This window comes from Pseudoxanthomonas sp. (genome assembly GCF_035999195.1).
Classification (GTDB): Bacteria; Pseudomonadota; Gammaproteobacteria; order Xanthomonadales; family Xanthomonadaceae; genus Pseudoxanthomonas_A.
On sequence record NZ_DASYGY010000009.1, the window covers coordinates 1,409,602 to 1,427,755 of the forward strand.

17 protein-coding genes and 1 pseudogene are annotated in these 18,154 nt (G+C 69.0%); 10 read left to right on the forward strand and 8 right to left on the reverse strand.

Annotated elements, in window-relative coordinates; translation table 11 throughout:
- Positions 1-20: 20 nt before the first annotated feature.
- Both VGN58_RS13680 and xerD read right to left on the reverse strand, forming a co-directional pair.
- On the reverse strand, positions 21-857 hold the full coding sequence (locus tag VGN58_RS13680) for a DsbC family protein (RefSeq protein ID WP_327483740.1): 837 nt from the start codon (positions 855-857) through the stop codon (positions 21-23).
- A 106-nt stretch (positions 858-963) separates the two neighbouring features.
- Positions 964-1,917 carry a site-specific tyrosine recombinase XerD gene (gene xerD / locus VGN58_RS13685; protein WP_327483741.1) on the reverse strand — a complete coding sequence of 318 codons (954 nt, stop codon included), beginning with the start codon at positions 1,915-1,917 and terminating at the stop codon, positions 964-966.
- Positions 1,918-2,077: 160 nt separating this feature from the next.
- Between xerD and VGN58_RS13690 the strand changes: the two genes are divergently transcribed.
- Positions 2,078-2,548, forward strand: coding sequence for an RDD family protein (locus VGN58_RS13690; RefSeq protein WP_327483742.1), 471 nt, complete (start codon positions 2,078-2,080; stop codon positions 2,546-2,548).
- Between the two features lie 6 nt (positions 2,549-2,554).
- On the opposite strand, the gene lptG is transcribed toward VGN58_RS13690, so the two are convergent.
- Positions 2,555-3,658: an LPS export ABC transporter permease LptG gene (gene lptG, locus VGN58_RS13695; RefSeq protein ID WP_327483743.1), complete on the reverse strand. Its 1,104-nt coding sequence runs from the start codon at positions 3,656-3,658 to the stop codon at positions 2,555-2,557.
- Entirely contained in the window at positions 3,655-4,734 is a 1,080-nt protein-coding gene (gene lptF, locus VGN58_RS13700; RefSeq protein ID WP_327483744.1) for an LPS export ABC transporter permease LptF, read from the reverse strand. The genes lptG and lptF overlap by 4 nt, the downstream gene beginning before the upstream one ends.
- A gap of 129 nt (positions 4,735-4,863) precedes the next feature.
- Here lptF and VGN58_RS13705 point away from each other — a divergent pair, with 129 nt between their 5' ends.
- From VGN58_RS13705 to VGN58_RS13715, 3 genes are all read left to right on the forward strand, one after another.
- A complete protein-coding gene (locus tag VGN58_RS13705) occupies positions 4,864-6,342 on the forward strand; it encodes a leucyl aminopeptidase (protein WP_327483745.1) in 1,479 nt (492 codons plus the stop codon).
- Positions 6,343-6,452: 110 nt separating this feature from the next.
- Positions 6,453-6,872, forward strand: coding sequence for a DNA polymerase III subunit chi (locus tag VGN58_RS13710; protein WP_327483746.1), 420 nt, complete (start codon positions 6,453-6,455; stop codon positions 6,870-6,872).
- A 108-nt stretch (positions 6,873-6,980) separates the two neighbouring features.
- Positions 6,981-9,872, forward strand: a complete 2,892-nt coding sequence (locus tag VGN58_RS13715; protein WP_327483747.1) for a valine--tRNA ligase — start codon at positions 6,981-6,983, stop codon at positions 9,870-9,872.
- A gap of 100 nt (positions 9,873-9,972) precedes the next feature.
- Here the strand turns inward: VGN58_RS13715 and rimI are convergent, their stop codons facing one another.
- The 3 genes from rimI to pssA are packed head-to-tail and all read right to left on the reverse strand — an operon-like array spanning position 9,973 to position 11,710.
- Positions 9,973-10,428, reverse strand: a complete 456-nt coding sequence (gene rimI / locus VGN58_RS13720; RefSeq protein WP_327484669.1) for a ribosomal protein S18-alanine N-acetyltransferase — start codon at positions 10,426-10,428, stop codon at positions 9,973-9,975.
- A gap of 50 nt (positions 10,429-10,478) precedes the next feature.
- Entirely contained in the window at positions 10,479-10,934 is a 456-nt protein-coding gene (locus VGN58_RS13725) for an alanine acetyltransferase (RefSeq protein WP_327483748.1), read from the reverse strand.
- Positions 10,931-11,710, reverse strand: coding sequence for a CDP-diacylglycerol--serine O-phosphatidyltransferase (pssA, locus tag VGN58_RS13730; protein ID WP_327483749.1), 780 nt, complete (start codon positions 11,708-11,710; stop codon positions 10,931-10,933). The genes VGN58_RS13725 and pssA overlap by 4 nt, the downstream gene beginning before the upstream one ends.
- Positions 11,711-11,801: 91 nt before the next feature.
- Here pssA and VGN58_RS13735 point away from each other — a divergent pair, with 91 nt between their 5' ends.
- The 4 genes and pseudogenes from VGN58_RS13735 to VGN58_RS13750 form a co-directional block, all read left to right on the forward strand.
- Positions 11,802-12,200 carry a DUF4124 domain-containing protein gene (locus VGN58_RS13735; protein WP_327483750.1) on the forward strand — a complete coding sequence of 133 codons (399 nt, stop codon included), beginning with the start codon at positions 11,802-11,804 and terminating at the stop codon, positions 12,198-12,200.
- Between the two features lie 9 nt (positions 12,201-12,209).
- Positions 12,210-12,497 (forward strand): DUF4124 domain-containing protein, encoded by a 288-nt coding sequence (locus VGN58_RS18365; protein WP_414710795.1) that lies wholly within the window; start codon positions 12,210-12,212, stop codon positions 12,495-12,497.
- Positions 12,498-12,567: 70 nt separating this feature from the next.
- The gene (locus VGN58_RS13745) at positions 12,568-14,262 is read left to right on the forward strand and encodes a proline--tRNA ligase (protein WP_327483751.1); all 1,695 of its coding nucleotides are present in this window, start codon (positions 12,568-12,570) and stop codon (positions 14,260-14,262) included.
- Between the two features lie 115 nt (positions 14,263-14,377).
- Positions 14,378-14,740, forward strand: a pseudogene (locus tag VGN58_RS13750) (H-NS family nucleoid-associated regulatory protein); the annotation flags it as partial.
- 78 nt (positions 14,741-14,818) lie between these two features.
- On the opposite strand, the gene VGN58_RS13755 reads toward VGN58_RS13750, so the two are convergent.
- Positions 14,819-16,054, reverse strand: coding sequence for a threonine/serine ThrE exporter family protein (locus VGN58_RS13755; RefSeq protein WP_414710825.1), 1,236 nt, complete (start codon positions 16,052-16,054; stop codon positions 14,819-14,821).
- A gap of 115 nt (positions 16,055-16,169) precedes the next feature.
- On the opposite strand from VGN58_RS13755, the gene VGN58_RS13760 reads away from it, so the two are divergent.
- Both VGN58_RS13760 and VGN58_RS13765 read left to right on the forward strand, forming a co-directional pair.
- Positions 16,170-17,042 (forward strand): DMT family transporter, encoded by an 873-nt coding sequence (locus VGN58_RS13760; RefSeq protein ID WP_327483753.1) that lies wholly within the window; start codon positions 16,170-16,172, stop codon positions 17,040-17,042.
- Positions 17,039-18,154, forward strand: coding sequence for an MlaE family lipid ABC transporter permease subunit (locus VGN58_RS13765; RefSeq protein WP_327483754.1), 1,116 nt, complete (start codon positions 17,039-17,041; stop codon positions 18,152-18,154). Before VGN58_RS13760 ends, VGN58_RS13765 begins: the two co-directional genes overlap by 4 nt.

Below are 18,154 nucleotides of genomic sequence, written 5' to 3' on the forward strand. Positions count from 1 at the left end.
GCAGGGCCGGCTTCGTCGGGTCAGGGAGCGGCGCCGGCGGGAGCGGCGGGGGCCCGCCTGGCGGCCAGTTCGTCCAGTTTGGCCCGCAGGGCGGCCGGCGGCAGGTAGCCGCCCAGCTGGACGCCTTCGGCCGAGAAGATGGCCGGCGTGCCGCTGACGCCGATGCGCTGGCCGACGTCGAACTCCATGGTCACCGGGTTCTTGCAGTCGCGCGACGGGATCGACTTGCCGGCCTTGGCGTCGGTCAGCGCGCGCTTGCGGTCCGGCGCGCACCAGACCGAGATCATGTCCTTGTGGTCCTGGCTGCCCAGGCCCATGCGCGGGAACGCGAGGTATTCCACCGCGATGCCCTGGCGGTTGATCTCGGCGATTTCCTCGTGCAGCTTGCGGCAGTAGCCGCACTCGATGTCGGTGAACACGGTGACCGTGTACTTGGCGTTCGGCGGCGCGAAGACGATCTTCTCGCTGTGCGGGATGGTGGCGATCAGCTGCGTGCGGTGCCGCGCCAACGCGGCGCTGTTCTGCATGACGTCTTCCTGCTGCTGCAGGTCGAGCACCGAACCCTGCATCAGGTAGCGGCCGTCATCGCTGATGTACAGCAGTTGCCCGCCGGCGATCACCTCGCGGAACCCCGGCAGCGGCGCCGCCCCCACGTAGTCGACCTTGACCCGCGGATTGAGCTGCGCCACGGCGGACCGGGCGCGCTCGTCCGGCGTCGCGCCCTGGCCCGGCCTGATCCCGGAAGCGGGAGCCGGTGCGGCGGCGGCCGCCTCCTGCTTGGCCGGCGGTTGGGGAGCCTGGGCACAGGCGGACAGGCTGAGGGCACCCAGCAGGGCGGCGGTGATCAGGCGGGGCATCAAGGGCATCCGGATAGGCCGCAGGGCGGCAGGCTGGCAGGAACAGGCGGGGATTCTGGCACAGGCCGGCGGGCAGGCGGCTTAACCGGTCCCCGCGCGCGCCGGCTCAGGCACGCGGATGGTGGCGACCATGCAGCTGTTTCAGGTGTTCGCGCGCCACCAGCGTGTAGATCTGCGTGGTCGACAGCGAGCTGTGGCCCAGCAGCAGCTGCAGCGCGCGCAGGTCGGCGCCACGGTTGAGCAGGTGGGTGGCGAAGCTGTGGCGCAGCCCGTGCGGGCTGATGCGGACCGGATCGATGCCGGCTGCCGCGGCGTAACGCTTCACCAGACCCCAGAACTGCTGCCGGCTCGGGGGTTCGGCGGTGCTGCCCAGGAACAGGAACGGCACGCTGCGCTTGCCGGCGAGCGCCGGCCGCGACTGCGCCAGGTAGGCCTCCAGCCAGTGCTGCGACTCCTCGCCCAGCGGCACCAGCCGGTCCTTGCTGCCCTTGCCGGTCACGCGCAGCACGCCCTGCCGCAGGTTCACCGCAGTAGCGGGCAGCGTAACCAGCTCGCTGACGCGCAGGCCGGCCGCGTACATCAGCTCCAGCATCGCGCGGTCGCGCAGGCCCAGCGGCGTACCGATGTCCGGTGCCGCCAGCAACGCATCGATCTCGGTTTCCGCCAGCGCCTTGGGCAGCGAGCGCGGCAGGTGCGGTGGGTCGAGCAGCGCGGTGGGATCGTCGCTGCGCAGGCCACGGCGCAGGCGATGGGCGAAGAAGGCACGCAGCGCGGACAGCAGGCGCGCAGTGCTGCGCGGCGAATAGCCCTCGCGCGTGCGCCAGGCCAGGTAGTCGAACAGGGCCGCGCGGTCGGCGCCGGCCAGGCCGCCGTCGCGACCGTTGCGCCAGCGCGCGAAGCCTTCGAGATCGCGCCGGTAGCTGTCCAGCGACGGCCGGGCGAGGCCGCTTTCTGCCCAGATCGCCTCCAGGAAGGCGGCGATGTCGGCGGCATCGGCGTCCGGAACAGGCGGCATGGCATTCGCCTGCTGGCGGCGATCGGCGGGCGTGCGGGCAGTCATGCCTTCAGCTTAGGCGATGCACCCGCTGCTTGGGTGCACCGGCTTCTTGTGCGAGCGACGTCAGTCGCGAAAGGATGTCCCGTCGGATCGGCCATCGCGACTGACGTCGCTCCCACACCACCCAGGGAGCTTGTCCAGGGTTAGCCGGTATCCTGTCGCGATGACGGATCCCGCTCCCACGCCCGAAAGACCCCGCGCACTGATCGGCTGGCGGCTGCTCGCCCTGCTCTACGATGTCTGGCCGGTGCTGGCGATGTGGCTGGCGGTCGCGATTCCGTTCGTGCTCGTCGACGTGGTGATCAGCGGCAACGTACGCCACAACATAGAACCCTACAGCCTGATGTGGTGGCTGCTCTGGGGCTGCTGCTGGGGCGTTGCCGGGTTGTACGCCACTTTCAGCTGGCTGCGCGGCGGGCAGACGCTGGGCATGCGGCCGTGGCGGCTGAAGGTGGTCGCGCCGGATGGCGGTGAGCCCACGCTGGCCGCGCTGTGGCGCCGCTACGCCCTGGCGACCCTGTCGACCCTCGCGGCGGGGTCGGGGTTCTGGTGGGCGTGGCTGGACCGCGAGCGACTGACCTTCCATGACCGATTCAGCGGCACGCGCCTGGTGCGGCTGCCGAAGCGCGCCTGAGGCGGATCAGCGGCTCCGTCGCCGGAACATCAGCCAGGAAATGCCCAGCAGGGCGAACGGCGGGATGGCGTAGGCGAGCCGGTAGTCGAGGCGGAACGCGCCGGCCAGCCGCACGAACATGGTCTGCAGCACGTAGAAGCCGACAGCGAACACGATGCCCAGGAACAGGCGCTTGCCCATGCCGCCACTGCGCAGGCTGCCGAAGGCGAACGGGATGGCGGCCAGGCACAGCGCCAGCACGTTGAGCGGATAGAACCAGCGCGCCCAGTACTGGTCCTCGTAATCGCGCGCATCCAGGCCGTTGCGCTTGCGGTAGTCGATGTTCTGGCTCAGCTCGCTGCTGGGCATGTTGCGCGCGCGCACCAGGCTGGACGACAGCACGGCCGCGTCCAGTTCCGACTCCCAGCGCTCGCCCAGCACCGTGGTCTGCACGGCCGAGCGTTCCTTGAAGGTGGTGCGGCGCACGTTCTTCAGCAACCAGTAGCCGTCCAGGTGCTCGGCGACGGCGGCGTGCGCGATGGAGGCGAGGCGTCCGTCGTCCGCCAGTTCGTACATGCGCACGTCGCGCAGCTGCAGCGACACCTTGCCGCCGCCCTGGTCCTTCTCTTCGCCACTCTGCGCGTAAAGGAAGGTGTTGCCCTCGCGCGCCCACAGGCCGGAGTAACGGTCCATCGCGACATTGCCGGTGCGCGCCGCCATCTTCAGCACGTCGGCCTGGCGCTGCCCCCAGGGACCCAGCGTTTCGCCACTGAAGATCATCAGCACGGTCAGCAGGCCCAGCGCGGCGGCGACCGACACGCTCAGGCGCAGGCGGGACAGGCCGAGCGCACGCAGGGCGGTCAGTTCCGAGCTCGCCGCCAGCTGCCCCAGCCCCAACAGCGAGCCGATCACGGCTGCGGTGGGGAACATGGTGTAGGCGCGGCGCGGCACGGTGTAGAGCACCCACGCGATGGCATGGCCGAACGTGTAGTTGCCGGTGCCCAGGTCACCGATCTCGCCGGACAGCGCCATCACCACGTCCAGGCCCACCAGCACGGCCCAGGTCAGCAGCACCGTGACCAGGACCACCTGGCCCACGTAGGTGTCGTGCAGGCGCGGCAGCAGCCTCATGCGCGCCTCCGCGGCCGCGACAGCCGGCCATCACGCAGGTAGAACCAGAGCGCTCCCGCCAGCAGCGGCAGGGTCAGCCACCACAGGCCGACCGGGCCGGGCAGCTTGCCGTCGGCCAGCAGCTGGGTGCCGTTGAACATCAGGCTGATGCCGACCAGGTACGCCAGGAACCCCAGCATCACCCGCCCGTAGCGGGTCTGCCGGGGCGAGCTGCGCGACAGCGGCAGGGTCAGCAGGGCGAAGGCGAGCGCCAGCAGCGGCGGGGTCAGTCGTGCATGGACCTGCGCATTGGCGTCCGGACGCGGGTCCGACAGCAGTTGCGGAGTCGGCAGCAGTTCGGGATCGTCCTTGTCCAGCGTGTCGGCGCGGTCCGGCAGTGCCACCTCGTTGGATTTGTAGCGGATCAGGCGGTAATCCAGGCCCGCGCCATCCGGCCCCTCGACCCGGAAGCCATCATCCAAACGCAGGTAGCGGTTGCGCTCGCCCTCGAAGAACATCTGGCCCGACTTCGCCGTCACCACGTCGATGCGGCCGTCATCCGCGCGGTGCATGAACACCTTGCTCAGGCCGGTGCCGTCGGGCGACAGCGCGCTGACGTAGACCACCGCGCCGCTGGACAGCACGGTGAACTTGCCGGCATCCAGCCCGGACACCACCAGGCTGCGGTTGGCGTGTTCCAGCATGTTCTGCGCGGTGCGCAGCGCCCACGGGCCCAGCCACAGCGAGCACAGGCCGACCACCACCACCACCGGCACCACCAGCATCAGCAGCGGCCGCAGCAGGCGGCGCGGACCGATGCCGGCCGCCGTCAGCACCGCCATCTCCGAATCGCGGTACAGGCGCGAGAACGCCAGCAGCAGACCCAGCATCAGCGCCAGCGGGATGATGTAGGGCATGTAGTTGAGGAACTGCAGGCCCAGCTGGGACAGCAGCAGGCGCGCCGGCACCTTGCCGTCGGCCACGTCGCCCAGCAGGTCCGCCATCACGCCGCCCACGCTGACCATCAGCAGGATGATCAGGGTGGCCAGGAAGCTCTGGGTGAATTCGCGGAAGAGGTAGCGGTCCAGCTTCGGCATCAGGAGGGCTTGATCTACAATCTCGGGCTTGTGCGCCGCGCCTGCGGCGGCGGTCTGTGCGGTCCGGCATGGCGTCAGCCACCTTCGTCCGGCCCGCGATTGTACGTAACTGAACCGGGAATCTGATCAATGACGCTGGAATTCACCCTGAACCACGAAGCCCCCGCCCAGGCCGGCGTCGACTGCGTCGTGGTAGGCGCCTGGGCCGACAAGAGCCTGACCACCGCCGGCCAGGCGATCGACGCGGCCAGCGGCGGCAAGCTCTCGGCGCTGCTGCAGCGGGGCGACATCGGCGGCAAGACGGGCAAGACCACCCTGCTCCACGACCTGCCGGGCGTGACCGCCCCGCGCGTGCTGGTCGTCGGCCTGGGCGAAACCGCCAAGTTCGGCGTGGCGCAGTATCTGAAAGCCGTGGGCGATGCCGCCCGCGCGCTCAAGCTGGGCCCGGTCCGCAGCGCGCTGTTCACCCTGTCCGACGTGGCGGTGAAGGACCGCGACGCGGCGTGGAAGATCCGCCAGGCTGTGATCGCCGCCGACCACGCCTGCTACCGCTACACCGCCACGCTGGGCAAGAAGAAGAACGACGATCCCGGCCTGACCGCGTTCGCCGTCAGCGGCGACGACGCGCAGGCGCTGGCGCAGGGCATCGCCATCGCCGCCGGCGTGCAGACCACGCGCGAACTCGGCAACCTGCCGCCCAACATCTGCACCCCGGCCTACCTGGCCGAGCAAGCCGAGAAGTTCGCCGCGGAGAACGGCGCCGAGGCCGAGATCCTCGACGAAACGCAGATGGACGCCCTGGGCATGGGCTCGCTGCTCGCCGTCGCCCGCGGCTCGGCCAACCGCCCGCGCCTGATCGTGCTGAAGTGGAACGGGGGCGGCGACGCCAAACCGTACGTACTGGTCGGCAAGGGCATCACCTTCGATACCGGTGGCGTGAACCTGAAGACGCAGGGCGGCATCGAGGAAATGAAGTACGACATGCTGGGCGCGGGCAGCGTCCTCGGCACCTTCGTGGCCGCCGTCAAGATGAAGCTGCCGCTGAACCTGGTGGTGATCGTGCCGGCGGTGGAGAACGCCATCGACGGCAACGCCTATCGTCCGTCCGACGTCATCACCAGCATGTCCGGCAAGACCATCGAAGTCGGCAACACCGATGCCGAAGGCCGCCTGATCCTCTGCGACGCGCTGACCTACGCCGAGCGCTTCAAGCCGGCCGCGCTGGTCGACGTGGCCACGCTCACCGGCGCCTGCATCGTTGCGCTGGGCCGCTATGCCAGCGGCCTGATGAGCAAGCACGACGACCTCAGCAACGAACTGCTGGGCGCCGGCGAGACCGTGTTCGACCGCGCCTGGCGCCTGCCGCTGTGGGACGAGTACCAGACCCAGCTGGAGTCCAGCTTCGCCGACGTCTACAACATCGGCGGCCGCTGGGCCGGTGCGATCACCGCCGGCTGCTTCCTCGCCCGCTTCACCGAAGGCCAGCGCTGGGCGCACCTGGACATCGCCGGCGTGGCCAACGACGAAGGCAAGCGCGGCATGGCCACCGGCCGCCCGGTCGGCCTGCTGAGCCAGTGGCTGCTGGACCGCGCCGGTGGCGCGGCGTGATTCGTGATCGGGTGATGGGTGATTCGCAAGAACTCCGCCATCTCCAGAATCCCGGACGCCAGGCGTTGCCCTCACCCATCACCCATCCCTAATCACCCATCACGGCTCTCATGCGCGCCGACTTCTACCTGATCGCCAAGCCGCGCTTCCTCGAGGAGCCGCTCAAGCTGGTCTGCGAACTGACCCGCAAGGCCTACGACAGCAACCAGTGGACGCTTATCCTGGCGCGCGATGCCGCGCAGGCGGAGGAACTGGACGAACTGCTGTGGGAGTTCGATCCGGACGCCTACATCCCTCACCAGATCGCCGGTGACGAAGAGGACGAGCTGACGCCCGTGCTGATCGCCACACCGGAGGTCGACGTGCCGGCGCGTGCGCTGGTGATCAACCTGCGCGACGACGCCTTCACCGGCGCCTGCGAACGCGTGCTGGAAGTCGTGCCCGCCGACCCGTCCGCGCGCGAGCCGCTGCGGGAGCGCTGGAAGCAGTACAAGGCGCGCGGCTTTGAAGTGAACAAGCACGATATGTAAGCGCCGGGATTGGTGATGGGTGATTGGTGATTCGCAACAACTAGCCCAAGATCAATCCGCTCTCGCTTCTACCGAATCACCCATCACGAATCCCGAATCCCGGCTCCCATGTCCCTCGCCTCCAGCTACGACCCCAAGTCCTTCGAATCCCGCCTGTACGCGCAGTGGGAAGCCGCCGGCTACTTCAAGCCCAGCGGCAAGGGCGAACCGTACACGGTGCTGCTGCCGCCGCCGAACGTCACCGGCACCCTGCACATGGGGCACGCGTTCCAGCACACGCTGATGGACGCGCTGGTGCGTTACCACCGCATGCGCGGCTTCGACACGCTGTGGCAGATGGGCACCGACCATGCCGGCATCGCGACGGAAATGGTCGTCAGCCGCAACCTGGCGCAGGAAGGCAAGGGCGAGACGCGCGACGTGCTGGGCCGCGACGGCTTCATCGCCAAGGTCTGGGAGTGGAAGGCGCAGTCCGGCGACACCATCGAGCGGCAGATGCGCCGCATGGGCGCGTCCGGCGACTGGTCGCGCAGCACGTTCACGATGGACGAGGACGCATCCAGGGCCGTCATCGAGGCCTTCGTGCGTTGGCACGAGCAGGGCCTGATCTACCGCGGCCAACGCCTGGTCAACTGGGACCCGGTGCTGAAGACCGCGATCTCCGACCTGGAAGTGGAGAACGTCGAGGAAGACGGCTTCCTGTGGTCGATCGCCTACAAATTGGAGGATGGCGCCAGCTACGAGCACGTCGAGCACGATGCGGATGGTAATGAGACGTTGCGCGAAACCCGCGACTACCTGGTAGTGGCCACCACGCGCCCGGAGACGCTACTTGGCGATGCCGCGGTGATGGTCCATCCCGAGGATGAGCGCTACGCTCACCTCGTCGGCAAGAAGGTGAAGCTGCCGCTTGTCGATCGTGAGCTTCCTGTTATCGCCGACGACTACGTCGACCGCGAGTTCGGCACGGGCGTGGTGAAGGTCACACCAGCGCACGACTTCAACGACTACCAGGTGGGCCTGCGCCACAACCTGCCGCTGATCAACCTGCTGACGCCGACGGCGGCGATCAACGAGAACGCACCGGAAAAATATCGCGGCCTGGACCGCTACGAAGCACGCAAGGCCGTCCTCGCGGATCTGGAAGACGCCGGCCTGCTGGTCGAAACCAAGCCGCACAAGCTGCAAGTGCCGCGCGGCGACCGCACCGGCCAGGTGATCGAGCCCTACCTGACCGACCAGTGGTTCGTGAAGATGGACGGCCTGGCCAAGCGCGGCCTGGAGCTGGTCGAGTCCGGCGAGGTGAAGTTCGTCCCGCCGAACTGGATCAATACCTATCGTCACTGGATGGAGAACATCCAGGACTGGTGCATCAGCCGCCAGCTCTGGTGGGGCCACCGCATCCCGGCGTGGTTCGATGCCGCAGGCAATTGCTACGTCGGCCGCGACGAATCCGAAGCACGCGCCAAGGCCGGCCTGTCCGCCGATGTCGCGCTGACCCAGGACAGCGACGTGCTGGAAACCTGGTTCTCCTCGCAGCTGTGGCCGTTCAGCACGATGGGCTGGCCGGATGCGGACGCGATGGCCGAACGCGGCTTCGACCGTTACCTGCCCTCGTCGGTGCTGGTCACCGGCTTCGACATCATCTTCTTCTGGGTGGCCCGCATGGTCATGGCCACCGACCATTTCACCGGCAAGGTGCCGTTCCGCGACGTCTACATGACCGGCCTGATCCGCGACAAGGACGGCCAGAAGATGTCCAAGTCGAAGGGCAACGTGCTGGACCCGCTGGACATCATCGACGGCATCTCGCTGGAAGACCTGGTGGCCAAGCGCACCGGCGGCCTGATGCAGCCGAAGATGGCCGAGAAGATCGAGAAGGCCACGCGCAAGGAATTCCCCGACGGCATCGTGCCGCACGGCGCCGACGCGCTGCGCTTCACCATCGCCGCGCTGGCCACGCACGGCCGCGACATCAAGTTCGACATGGGCCGCGCCGAGGGCTACAAGAACTTCTGCAACAAGCTGTGGAACGCCACCCGCTTCGTGCTGATGAACACCGAGGGTTTCTCCCTTCCTCCGCTTGCGGGGGAAGGTGCCCGGAGGGCGGATGGGGGCAGCGCGATGCCGAACCCGGTCACGGACGCCGAGAAGTGGATCCTCTCCCGCCTGGCCAAGGTCACCGCCGAGGCCGAAACGCAGTTCGCCGCCTACCGCTTCGACCTGCTGTCGCAGGCGCTGTACGAGTTCGCCTGGAACGAGTTCTGCGACTGGTTCGTCGAACTCGCCAAGCCTGCCCTGAGCAAGGTCGAAGGGCCTGCATTGAACGGCGACGATGCCGCGGCCGCCGACAGCACCCGCCACACGCTGCTGTACGTGCTGGAATCGCTGCTGCGCCTGCTGCACCCGCTGACCCCGTTCGTCACCGAGGAACTGTGGCAGCAGGTCGCGCCGAAGCTGGGCATCGACGGCGGCACCGTGTCGTTGCGTCCCTACCCGGTCGCCGGCGACTTCGCCGGCCAGGATTACGCGCAGGCCGATGCCGACGTGGAATGGCTGAAGACCATGGTGTCGACGCTGCGCCGCGTGCGCAGCGAGCTCAACGTCTCGCCGGGCAAGACCATCCGCCTGCTGCTGCAGGATGGCCGTGACAACGACCGCGACCGCGTCGCGCGCTTCGCCCCGTCGTTGTCGTTCCTGCTGAAGCTGGACGGCATCGCGTGGCTCGACGCCGGCGCCGATGCCCCAGCCTCCGCCGCCGCCGTGGTCGGCGAGCTGAAACTGCTGGTGCCGCTGGAAGGCCTGGTCGACCTGGATGCCGAGCGCGCGCGCCTGGACAAGGAAATCGCCCGCGTCGCCGGCGAGAAGGACAAGAGCGAAGCCAAGCTGGCCAAGTTCACCGACAAGGTGCCGCCGGCCGTGGTCGAGCAGGAGCGACAGCGCCTGGTCGATTGGAGCAGCCAGCTCGCCGCCCTGCACGCGCAGCGCGCGAAGCTCTGACGCTCACGTCATTCCGACCCGGTAGAGTCGAGCTTGCTCGACTCCGCGCAGGCGTTACCCTTCCATCGACTGACCGGAAAGCAGCGGAGCGGGCTCCGCTCTACAGCGGCGGCATCGTGCTGATGTCGTCGGCAACCAGTTCGATCGCCATCACCAGCGCGTCCTCGCGACCGTCCCGCGCCGGGTAATAGCGCGGGCGGCGGCCGATCTCGTTGAAGCCTTCGCTGTGGTACAGCGTGATGGCGCCGGGGTTGGACGGGCGCACTTCCAGGAACACGCGCTGCACGCGATGGTCGCGGGCGATCTTCACCAAGGCGCGCAGCAATTGGCGGCCCAGGCCGCGGCCCTGCCGCTCGGGCGCGATGCAGATGTTCAGCACGTGCGCCTCGTCGGCGGCGATGCTCAGCAGGCCGTAGCCGATCACCAGGCCATGCTCGGTCATCACCCACGACGGGTAGCCGGCTTTCAGGCAGTCCTTGAAGATGCCGCGCGTCCACGGGAACGGATAGGCGCGCTGTTCGATGGCCATCACCGCATCGAGGTCGCCCTCGCGCATCGGCCGCAGGCTGGACGTGGACACCGGAGAGGCCTCGACGCCCAGCAGGCTCACGGCGACGTACCGCGGCGCAACCTGCGCAAGATGGGCCACAGCGCACGCTTGGCCGCCGGGTTGCCGCGCAGTTCGCTCGATGGCGGCCACTGCGCGAACAGCTCCGCCGCGCCAGGCGCATTGGGATTGCAGCCCGAGGCCCGGATCAGCGCGAAATGCAGGCGATCGGGAAGCTTCGCGCCGCCCGTCCGCCGCGTGGGTGCGGGGCGTTCGGGCGCCGGCGCCTCGATGGCGTCGCGCGCCGGCGGACGGGCCCGGGACGGCACCGCCGCAGGTGCGCGGTCGGTCGAGGGCGGGGCATCGATGATGGGGTTGCGCGCTGCCGGCGCCTCCGCCACGGCCGGCGAACCGGCTTCGGTCGGCCAGTCGGCCGGCAGATAGACGACGTGGCCGAGCGCGCGCAGCCAACCCTGCTGCTCGGCCGACCACAGGCGGTCCGCCGACAGCGTCACGCGGCGGCGTCCTTCTGCCGGCGCATGCGCTGCCAGAGCCAGAGGCAGGGGCCTGACAGCGCGTACACCACGCCCACCGCGAACAGCGTGCGCGGCAGGTCGATGAAGAGGATCGCCAGCACCAGCGGCACCAGCGCCAGCACCACGAACGGAATACGGTCGGCCTTCGCCCCGCCCTCGCCGGTGCCCTTGAAGCTCCAGAACCGGATGCGGCTGACCATCAGCAGCGCCGCGACCAGCGTCACCGCCAGCGCCACGTAGCGCAGCTCTTCACCGCTCCAGCCCAGCTCGCCGTCGGCGAAGGCCCACACGAAGGACATCATCAGGCCGGCCGCCGCCGGACTGGCCAGGCCGATGAACCAGCGCTTGTCCACCGTGCCCACCTGGGTATTGAACCGGGCCAGCCGCAGCGCCGCACAGGCCGCGTAGAGGAACGCCACCACCCAGCCCACGCGGCCCATGACGCCGCCGTCGAACTTCAGCGCCGACAGCGACCAGTGGTACATCACCAGCGACGGCGCCAGCCCGAAGCTGACCAGGTCGGCCAGCGAGTCGTACTGCACGCCGAACTCGCTGCTGGTGCCGGTCAGGCGCGCCACCCGCCCGTCGATGCCGTCCATCAGGCCGGCCACGAACACCGCGATGGCCGCATTGACGAACTGGCCGTTGGCGGCGGCGATGATGGCGAAGAAGCCCGCGAACAGGCCGGCGGTGGTGAACAGGTTGGGCAGCAGGTAGATCCCCCGCGAGCGCGGGGGCGGCTTGATTTCGTTCATGGGTCGCAGTTTAGCCCAGCGCTCCCCCGCCCGGCTTGCCTGCGCGGCCCGGGGGTGCTGCAATCAGGCCTCCCGCGATCCGGAGCTTCCCATGCGCCTCCTGTCCTGCCTCGCCGTGCTGGCGTTCTGCCTGGCGACCGCCGCCTCCGTGCAGGCCCAGCAGGTCTACCAGTGGAAGGACAAGAACGGGGTCACCCACTACTCCGACAGCCCGCCCCCCAACCAGACCACGCAGAACCGGCGCATCAACCAGTACGGCGCCCCGGCGGCCGATACGGCGCAGCCCGCGGGCAAGCCGGTCGAGAATGCCCAATGCACGACCGCTCGGGCGAACCTTCAGATGCTGGCGGCCACCAAAGGCCCCATCCAGCAGGACACCGACGGCGACGGCAAGCCGGACGTCACCCTGGACGACGCCGGTCGCGAGAACCAGCGCAACCTGGCCGACGCCGCCGTGAAGGCCTATTGCACGCCGACCGCCGGCCGCTGATCCCTTCGCATGCGCGCATGGCTGGCGATCGCCGCAGGCATCGGGCTGGGCGTCGGCGTCGCCTGGTGGCTGGCCCGCGAGTCGCCCGAGAGCACCTCACGCAAGCAAGCGCGCGCCGAACAGGCGGCGGCCGCACAGGCCCGCGATGCGCGCCCCTCGCTCTACCGCTGGCGCGACGATGCCGGTGTGCTGCAGATCACCGAGCAGCCGCCGAAGGGCCGCCGCTACGAACGCATCGACCGCGACACGCCGGCCGGCATCCGCGTGAGCGGTGACGCCACGCCCGACGCGGATTGACCCGCCGCCGCCCCGGCTGCGGCCAAGGCTGGCAAAATAGGCGATTCGCCCTTCCCGGATCCCCCTGCCGATGCGCCTGTCGCAGTTCCATCTCCGCACCACCAAGGAAACGCCCGCCGACGCCGAACTGGTCAGCCACCAGCTGATGCTGCGCGCCGGCATGATCCGCAAGCTGGCCGCCGGCCTGTACACCTGGTCGCCGCTGGGCCTGCGCGTGCTGCGCAAGGTGGAAACCGTGGTGCGGGAGGAGATGGACCGGGCCGGCGCGATCGAGATGCTCATGCCGACCATCCAGCCGCGCGAGCTGTGGGAAGAGACGGGCCGATGGGAGAAGTTCGGCGGCCAGCTGCTGAAGATCACCGACCGCAAGGAGCAGGCCTTCTGCTACAGCCCCACGGCGGAAGAAGCGGTGACCGACTTCGCTAGGCAGGAGCTGTCCAGCTACAAGCAGCTGCCGGTCAACTTCTACCAGATTCAGACCAAGTTCCGCGACGAGATCCGTCCGCGCTTCGGCGTGATGCGCGCGCGCGAGTTCGTGATGAAGGACGCCTACTCCTTCCACCTCACCGACGAGGACCTGGTGCGCGAATACCGCAACATGCATGCGGCCTACACGCGCATCTTCACCCGCCTGGGCCTGGACTTCCGCGCGGTGCAGGCCGACAGCGGCGCCATCGGCGGTGACGCCTCGCAGGAGTTCCACGTGCTGGCCGACTCGGGCGAGGACGCCATCGCGTTCTCCACCGGCTCCGACTACGCCGCCAATGTCGAAACCGCGCAGGCCGCCGCCCCGGGCCCGCGCGCCGCCGCGTCGGAAGCGATGACCAAGGTGGCCACGCCCACGCAGAAGACCTGCGAGGACGTCGCCGCCCTGCTCGGCATTCCGCTGCAACGCACGGTCAAGTCGGTCGCCGTGATGACCGACGGGGGCTTCGTGCTGGCCCTGGTGCGCGGCGACCATGCCGTCAACGAGATCAAGCTGGGCAAGGTCGCCGGCATGGCCGACTACCGGCTGGCGACGGAGGCGGAAATCCTCGCCCATCTCGGCAGTGAGCCGGGCTTCCTCGGTCCGGTCGGCGCGAAACAGGCGATCCGCGTGGTCACCGACCGCGACGTGGCGGCGATGGCGGATTTCGTGGTCGGCGCCAACGAGTCCGGCTTCCACCTGGCCGGCGTCAACTGGGGCCGCGATCTGCCCGAGCCGGAGACCGTGGCCGATATCCGCAACGTGGTGGCCGGCGACCGGGCGGCCAACGGCGGCGAGATCCGCATCGTGCGCGGCATCGAGGTGGGCCACGTGTTCCAGCTCGGTCGCAAGTACAGCGAAGCGATGAAGTTCACCGTGCCGGACGAGACCGGCAAGGCCGCCACGCCGGCGATGGGCTGCTACGGCATCGGCGTGTCGCGCATCGTGGCCGCCGCCATCGAGCAGAACCACGACGCCAACGGCATCATCTGGCCGGCGCCGATGGCGCCGTGGGCCGTCGCCGTGTGCATGATCAATCCGAAGAACGATGCGGCGGTGAACGACGCTGCACAGCAGCTGCTGCAGGAACTGCAGGCCGCCGGGATCGACGCGGTGCTGGATGACCGCGGCCTGCGCCCCGGCGCGATGTTCGCCGACATCGAACTGATCGGCATTCCGCACCGCGTGGTGGTGTCCGAACGCGGACTCGCCGCGGGCACGTTCGAATACCGCGCGCGCCGGGCGACGGAAGCCGAGAACATCGGTCGCGACGAACTGCTGGCGCGCCTGCGGGGTTGATCGCAGCACGGATTCCGGAAAAGGGAATCGTCGCGGTTTGTGCCGCGATTATCCCGTCGATTAAGATGATTATTCGGCCAAGGACGGGCGTTTCCCTTCCTGACTGGAGATTCTGATGTCGATCGACCTGCGTAACCTGTCCGCCAAGGAGCTTGGCGCCCTGATCGAAAAAGCCAAGCAGCAGCAGAGCCGGCTGGCCAAGCGCACGCCCATCGCCACCGTGCGCAGCAAGATCACCAAGTTCGCCAAGGCCGAGGGCTACACGCTGGAGGAGCTGTTCGGTACCGGCGGTACGCGCCCGGCCAAGGCAGCGGGCAAGCCCGGCCCGCGTGCCGGCAAGAAGCTCGGCAAGGTCGCGCCGAAATACCGCAACCCGGCCAACCCGAAGGAAACCTGGACCGGCCGCGGCAAGCATCCACGCTGGATGGCGGCGCTGATCGCCAAGGGCAAGAAGGCCGACGACTTCCTGATCAAGAAGAAGTAATCGCGACCGCAGAAATCGAAAGAAGACGGGAGGCCTGGCCTCCCGTTCTTCGTTTCCGGCGCCGGGAATGCCTCAGAGATTCTTGCGCGAGGAAATCAGCAGGTTGCCGAACAGCAGGCCGGCGACCAGCGCCATCACCACGTTGGTCACGGCCAGCAGCGCCGATTGCCCCACACCCACGTCCTGCTGCTGCACCAGGGTCAGCAGCCCGCGCAGGCTGGTGCTGCCCGGCACCAGCATCAGGATGCCGGGCACGCGGATCAGGGCGCCGGGACGGTTTGCCCAACGCGCGAACGCATTGCCGGCCGCGGTCAACGTCAGCGCCGACAGGAAGATGCCGACCGGGCTGCCCCAGGTCTGGCCGGCGTAGCGCGAGATGCTGTAGCCGGCGATCGCCGCGGCCATCACCCAGAAGTAGTCGCGCCGGTGCGCCTTGAACAGCACGGCGAACGCGTAGGCGGCGAACACCATGGCGGCCCACTCCACCCATTCCGGCTGCGGCCGCGAAGCGCGCACGTCCGGATACAGACCCACCAGCTGCGCCAGCGTCACCGCGATCATGCTGCCGACCGTCAGCTTGAGTACCGTGGCCATCGCGCCGGCGAAACGCGCCACGCCCGACACCAGATGCTGGCTGGTCAGCTCGTTGACCGCATTGGTCAGCGCCATGCCGGGCAGCAGCACGATCAGCGAGGCGATGATCACCGTGTTGAGGTTCAACGGCGCGATGAAGTTGGCCACCAGGATCGCCACGAAGCCGGCGACCAGCGCCGAAATCGCATCGCTGGCCTCCTTCATCTTCGGCCGACGCGCGATCAGTTCGCCCAGCACGCCGATGATCACGCCGATCAGGCCGGCGGTGGCGATGTCCAGCCACGGCAGCCGCCACAGGCCGGCGACCGCGGCCGCGGCCAGCCCCGAGGCGAAGATCTGCATCGCCCGCCAGCGCCAGCCGGGCGTGCGGTCGAGCGCACGCAGGGCGGTATGGCCCTGGGCGATGCTCATCTCGCCGGACGACACCGCGTCGGCGATGCGGTCGGCTTCGCTGAGCTTGTGCAGGTCGGTTTCGCCGGGCGCCAGCCGGATCACCCGCGTGCTGTCGCTGGCGCCGAGCGGGCGCGACGGATCGCTGAAACTCAGGATCAGGCCGGTCGGGTTGGACCACGGCTCGCAATCCAGACCCAGGCGTTGCGACAGGCCCACAACGGTGCCTTCCAGTCGCTGCGCCGTGGTGCCGTAACTGTGCAGGCGCCCGGCGATTTCGCAGACGAACGCGATGCGCTGGGCATAGGTGGCGGTGGTCAGCAGATCGTCGGCCATCGCCACAGTATGGCCGAAGGCAGCGCGCGGCGGCTCGATGCCGTGCCGCTTACACTGTGCGCGGACGAGGCGGGCAGGGGGCAAGGTGGGGATCGGCGAAGCCATGGCGCTGGGCAGCGCGGCCGCGTGGGCGGTCGGCGTGATCCTGGCGCGCCAGCTCGGCGCCCACCTGCCGCCGCTGACGCTCAACCTGTTGAAGAACGGCCTGGTGCTGGCGGTGCTGGCGCCGGTCGCGCTGCTGGTCCACGCGGGCGACTGGCCGGCGTTGCCGACGCGTGATGTCGCCATCGTGCTGGCCAGCGGCGTCATCGGCATTGCCCTGGCGGACACGCTGTATTTCCGTGCGCTCAACGAACTCGGCGCCGGCCGCATGGGCGTCATCGGCAATCTCTACAGCCCGCTGGTGCTGCTGCTGGGGTTCGTCTTCCTCGACGAGCGCCTCGGTGGCCTGCAGTGGCTGGGCTTCGGCCTGGTGGCGCTGGGCGTGCTGCTGGTCAGTCGTCCGCCGGGGGAATGGCGCACGCATCCGCGCCACACCGCGCGCGGCGTGCTGCTGGGCCTGCTCGCCATCGCGCTGATGGCCGTGGCCATCGTGATGGTCAAGCGCACCCTGGAGACGCAGCCGCTGCTCTGGGTCACCCTGCTGCGGCTGGTGGGCGCCGTGGCCGGCCTGCTGCTGGTGTCCGCCCTGCCCGCCATGCGCCGGCGCATGCGGTTCGTCGCCGCCGAGGTACCCTGGCACCGGCTGGTGCTGGCGGCCCTGGTCGGCCAGGGCCTGTCGATGGTGCTGTGGCTGGGCGGCTACAAGTACACCAGCGCCTCGGTGGCCGCGATCCTCAACGAGAGCGCGTCGGTGTTCCTGGTGGTGCTGGCGGCGCTGTGGCTGCGCGAGCCGCTGGGCCGCCGAGCCATTGTCGGCGTGCTCCTCACGTTCGGTGGGATAGCCTGTATGCTCCTCGGCCGAGCGACGCCATGACCCCCACCCTTGCCCGCCCGCAGTACGAAGCCGACCCCGGCGACCCCCAGCGCGTGACGCTGGCGGGCGACTGGACGCTGGCCAGTGCGTTGACCGTGGCGGAGCAGCTGAAAACCGTGCCCGAGGGCGTCACCCGGCTCGATGCCAGCGCGATCGACCGCATCGACTCGGCCGGCGTGCTGCAGCTGCTGCGCTTCGCCAAGCGGCGCGGGATGGACCCGTCGGCCATCGAGTTCCGACCCGATCACCAGGCGCTGGTCAGCACCATCGAGGACGTCGCCGACGACCGCCCGCCGCGCAAGCGGGACTACGGCTTCCTGGCGGCGCTGTCCCGCCTCGGCTACCGGGTGCACGAGAACAAGCAGGAGGTCATCGCCCTGCTCAGCTTCACCGGCGAGAACCTGGTCAAGCTGGTGCGGATGGTCAAGGAGCCGCGCCGCTTCCGTCCCACCGCGACCGTGGCCCACATGGAGGCGGTGGGCCTGGACGCCGTGCCACTGGTGATCCTGCTGTCGTACATGGTGGGCGCGGTGATCGCCTTCCTAGGCTCCACCGTGCTGCGCGATTTCGGCGCGGAGATCTACGTGGTGGAACTGGTCAGCATCGCCTTCCTGCGCGAGTTCGCGGTGCTGATGACCGCCATCGTGCTGGCGGGCCGCACCGCGTCGGCCTTCACCGCGCAGATCGGTGCGATGAAGAGCCGCGAGGAGATCGACGCGATCCGCACGCTGGGGCTGGATCCGATCGACCTGTTGGTCATCCCGCGGCTGATCGCGCTGCTGGTGATGCTGCCGCTGCTGACCTTCATCTCGATGATGGCTGGCCTGGCCGGCGGCGTCACCGTGGGCGCGTTCGACCTGGGCATCCCGCCGCAGATGTACATCGCGCGCATGCACGACACCATCGAGGTGACGCACTTCCTGGTCGGCATGTCGAAGGCGCCGGTGTTCGCGCTGGTGATCGGCCTGATCGGCTGCCTGGAAGGCCTGCAGGTGGAAGGCACGGCGCAGTCGGTCGGCGAGCGCACCACCTCCAGCGTGGTCCAGACCATTTCGCTGGTCATCATCATCGACGCGCTGGCCGCGTTGTGGTTCATGCACATGGACTGGTGA

What these genes read in the sequence shown, in the direction of transcription:
- VGN58_RS13680 (WP_327483740.1), bottom strand. Translation starts at nt 857, where the DNA reads ATGCCCCGCCTGATCACCGCCGCCCTGCTGGGTGCCCTCAGCCTGTCC.
- xerD (WP_327483741.1), bottom strand. Translation starts at nt 1,917, where the DNA reads ATGACTGCCCGCACGCCCGCCGATCGCCGCCAGCAGGCGAATGCCATG.
- VGN58_RS13690 (WP_327483742.1), top strand. Translation starts at nt 2,078, where the DNA reads ATGACGGATCCCGCTCCCACGCCCGAAAGACCCCGCGCACTGATCGGC.
- lptG (WP_327483743.1), bottom strand. Translation starts at nt 3,658, where the DNA reads ATGAGGCTGCTGCCGCGCCTGCACGACACCTACGTGGGCCAGGTGGTC.
- lptF (WP_327483744.1), bottom strand. Translation starts at nt 4,734, where the DNA reads ATGCCGAAGCTGGACCGCTACCTCTTCCGCGAATTCACCCAGAGCTTC.
- VGN58_RS13705 (WP_327483745.1), top strand. Translation starts at nt 4,864, where the DNA reads ATGACGCTGGAATTCACCCTGAACCACGAAGCCCCCGCCCAGGCCGGC.
- VGN58_RS13710 (WP_327483746.1), top strand. Translation starts at nt 6,453, where the DNA reads ATGCGCGCCGACTTCTACCTGATCGCCAAGCCGCGCTTCCTCGAGGAG.
- VGN58_RS13715 (WP_327483747.1), top strand. Translation starts at nt 6,981, where the DNA reads ATGTCCCTCGCCTCCAGCTACGACCCCAAGTCCTTCGAATCCCGCCTG.
- rimI (WP_327484669.1), bottom strand. Translation starts at nt 10,428, where the DNA reads ATGCGCGAGGGCGACCTCGATGCGGTGATGGCCATCGAACAGCGCGCC.
- pssA (WP_327483749.1), bottom strand. Translation starts at nt 11,710, where the DNA reads ATGAACGAAATCAAGCCGCCCCCGCGCTCGCGGGGGATCTACCTGCTG.
- VGN58_RS13735 (WP_327483750.1), top strand. Translation starts at nt 11,802, where the DNA reads ATGCGCCTCCTGTCCTGCCTCGCCGTGCTGGCGTTCTGCCTGGCGACC.
- VGN58_RS18365 (WP_414710795.1), top strand. Translation starts at nt 12,210, where the DNA reads ATGCGCGCATGGCTGGCGATCGCCGCAGGCATCGGGCTGGGCGTCGGC.
- VGN58_RS13745 (WP_327483751.1), top strand. Translation starts at nt 12,568, where the DNA reads ATGCGCCTGTCGCAGTTCCATCTCCGCACCACCAAGGAAACGCCCGCC.
- VGN58_RS13760 (WP_327483753.1), top strand. Translation starts at nt 16,170, where the DNA reads ATGGCGCTGGGCAGCGCGGCCGCGTGGGCGGTCGGCGTGATCCTGGCG.
- VGN58_RS13765 (WP_327483754.1), top strand. Translation starts at nt 17,039, where the DNA reads ATGACCCCCACCCTTGCCCGCCCGCAGTACGAAGCCGACCCCGGCGAC.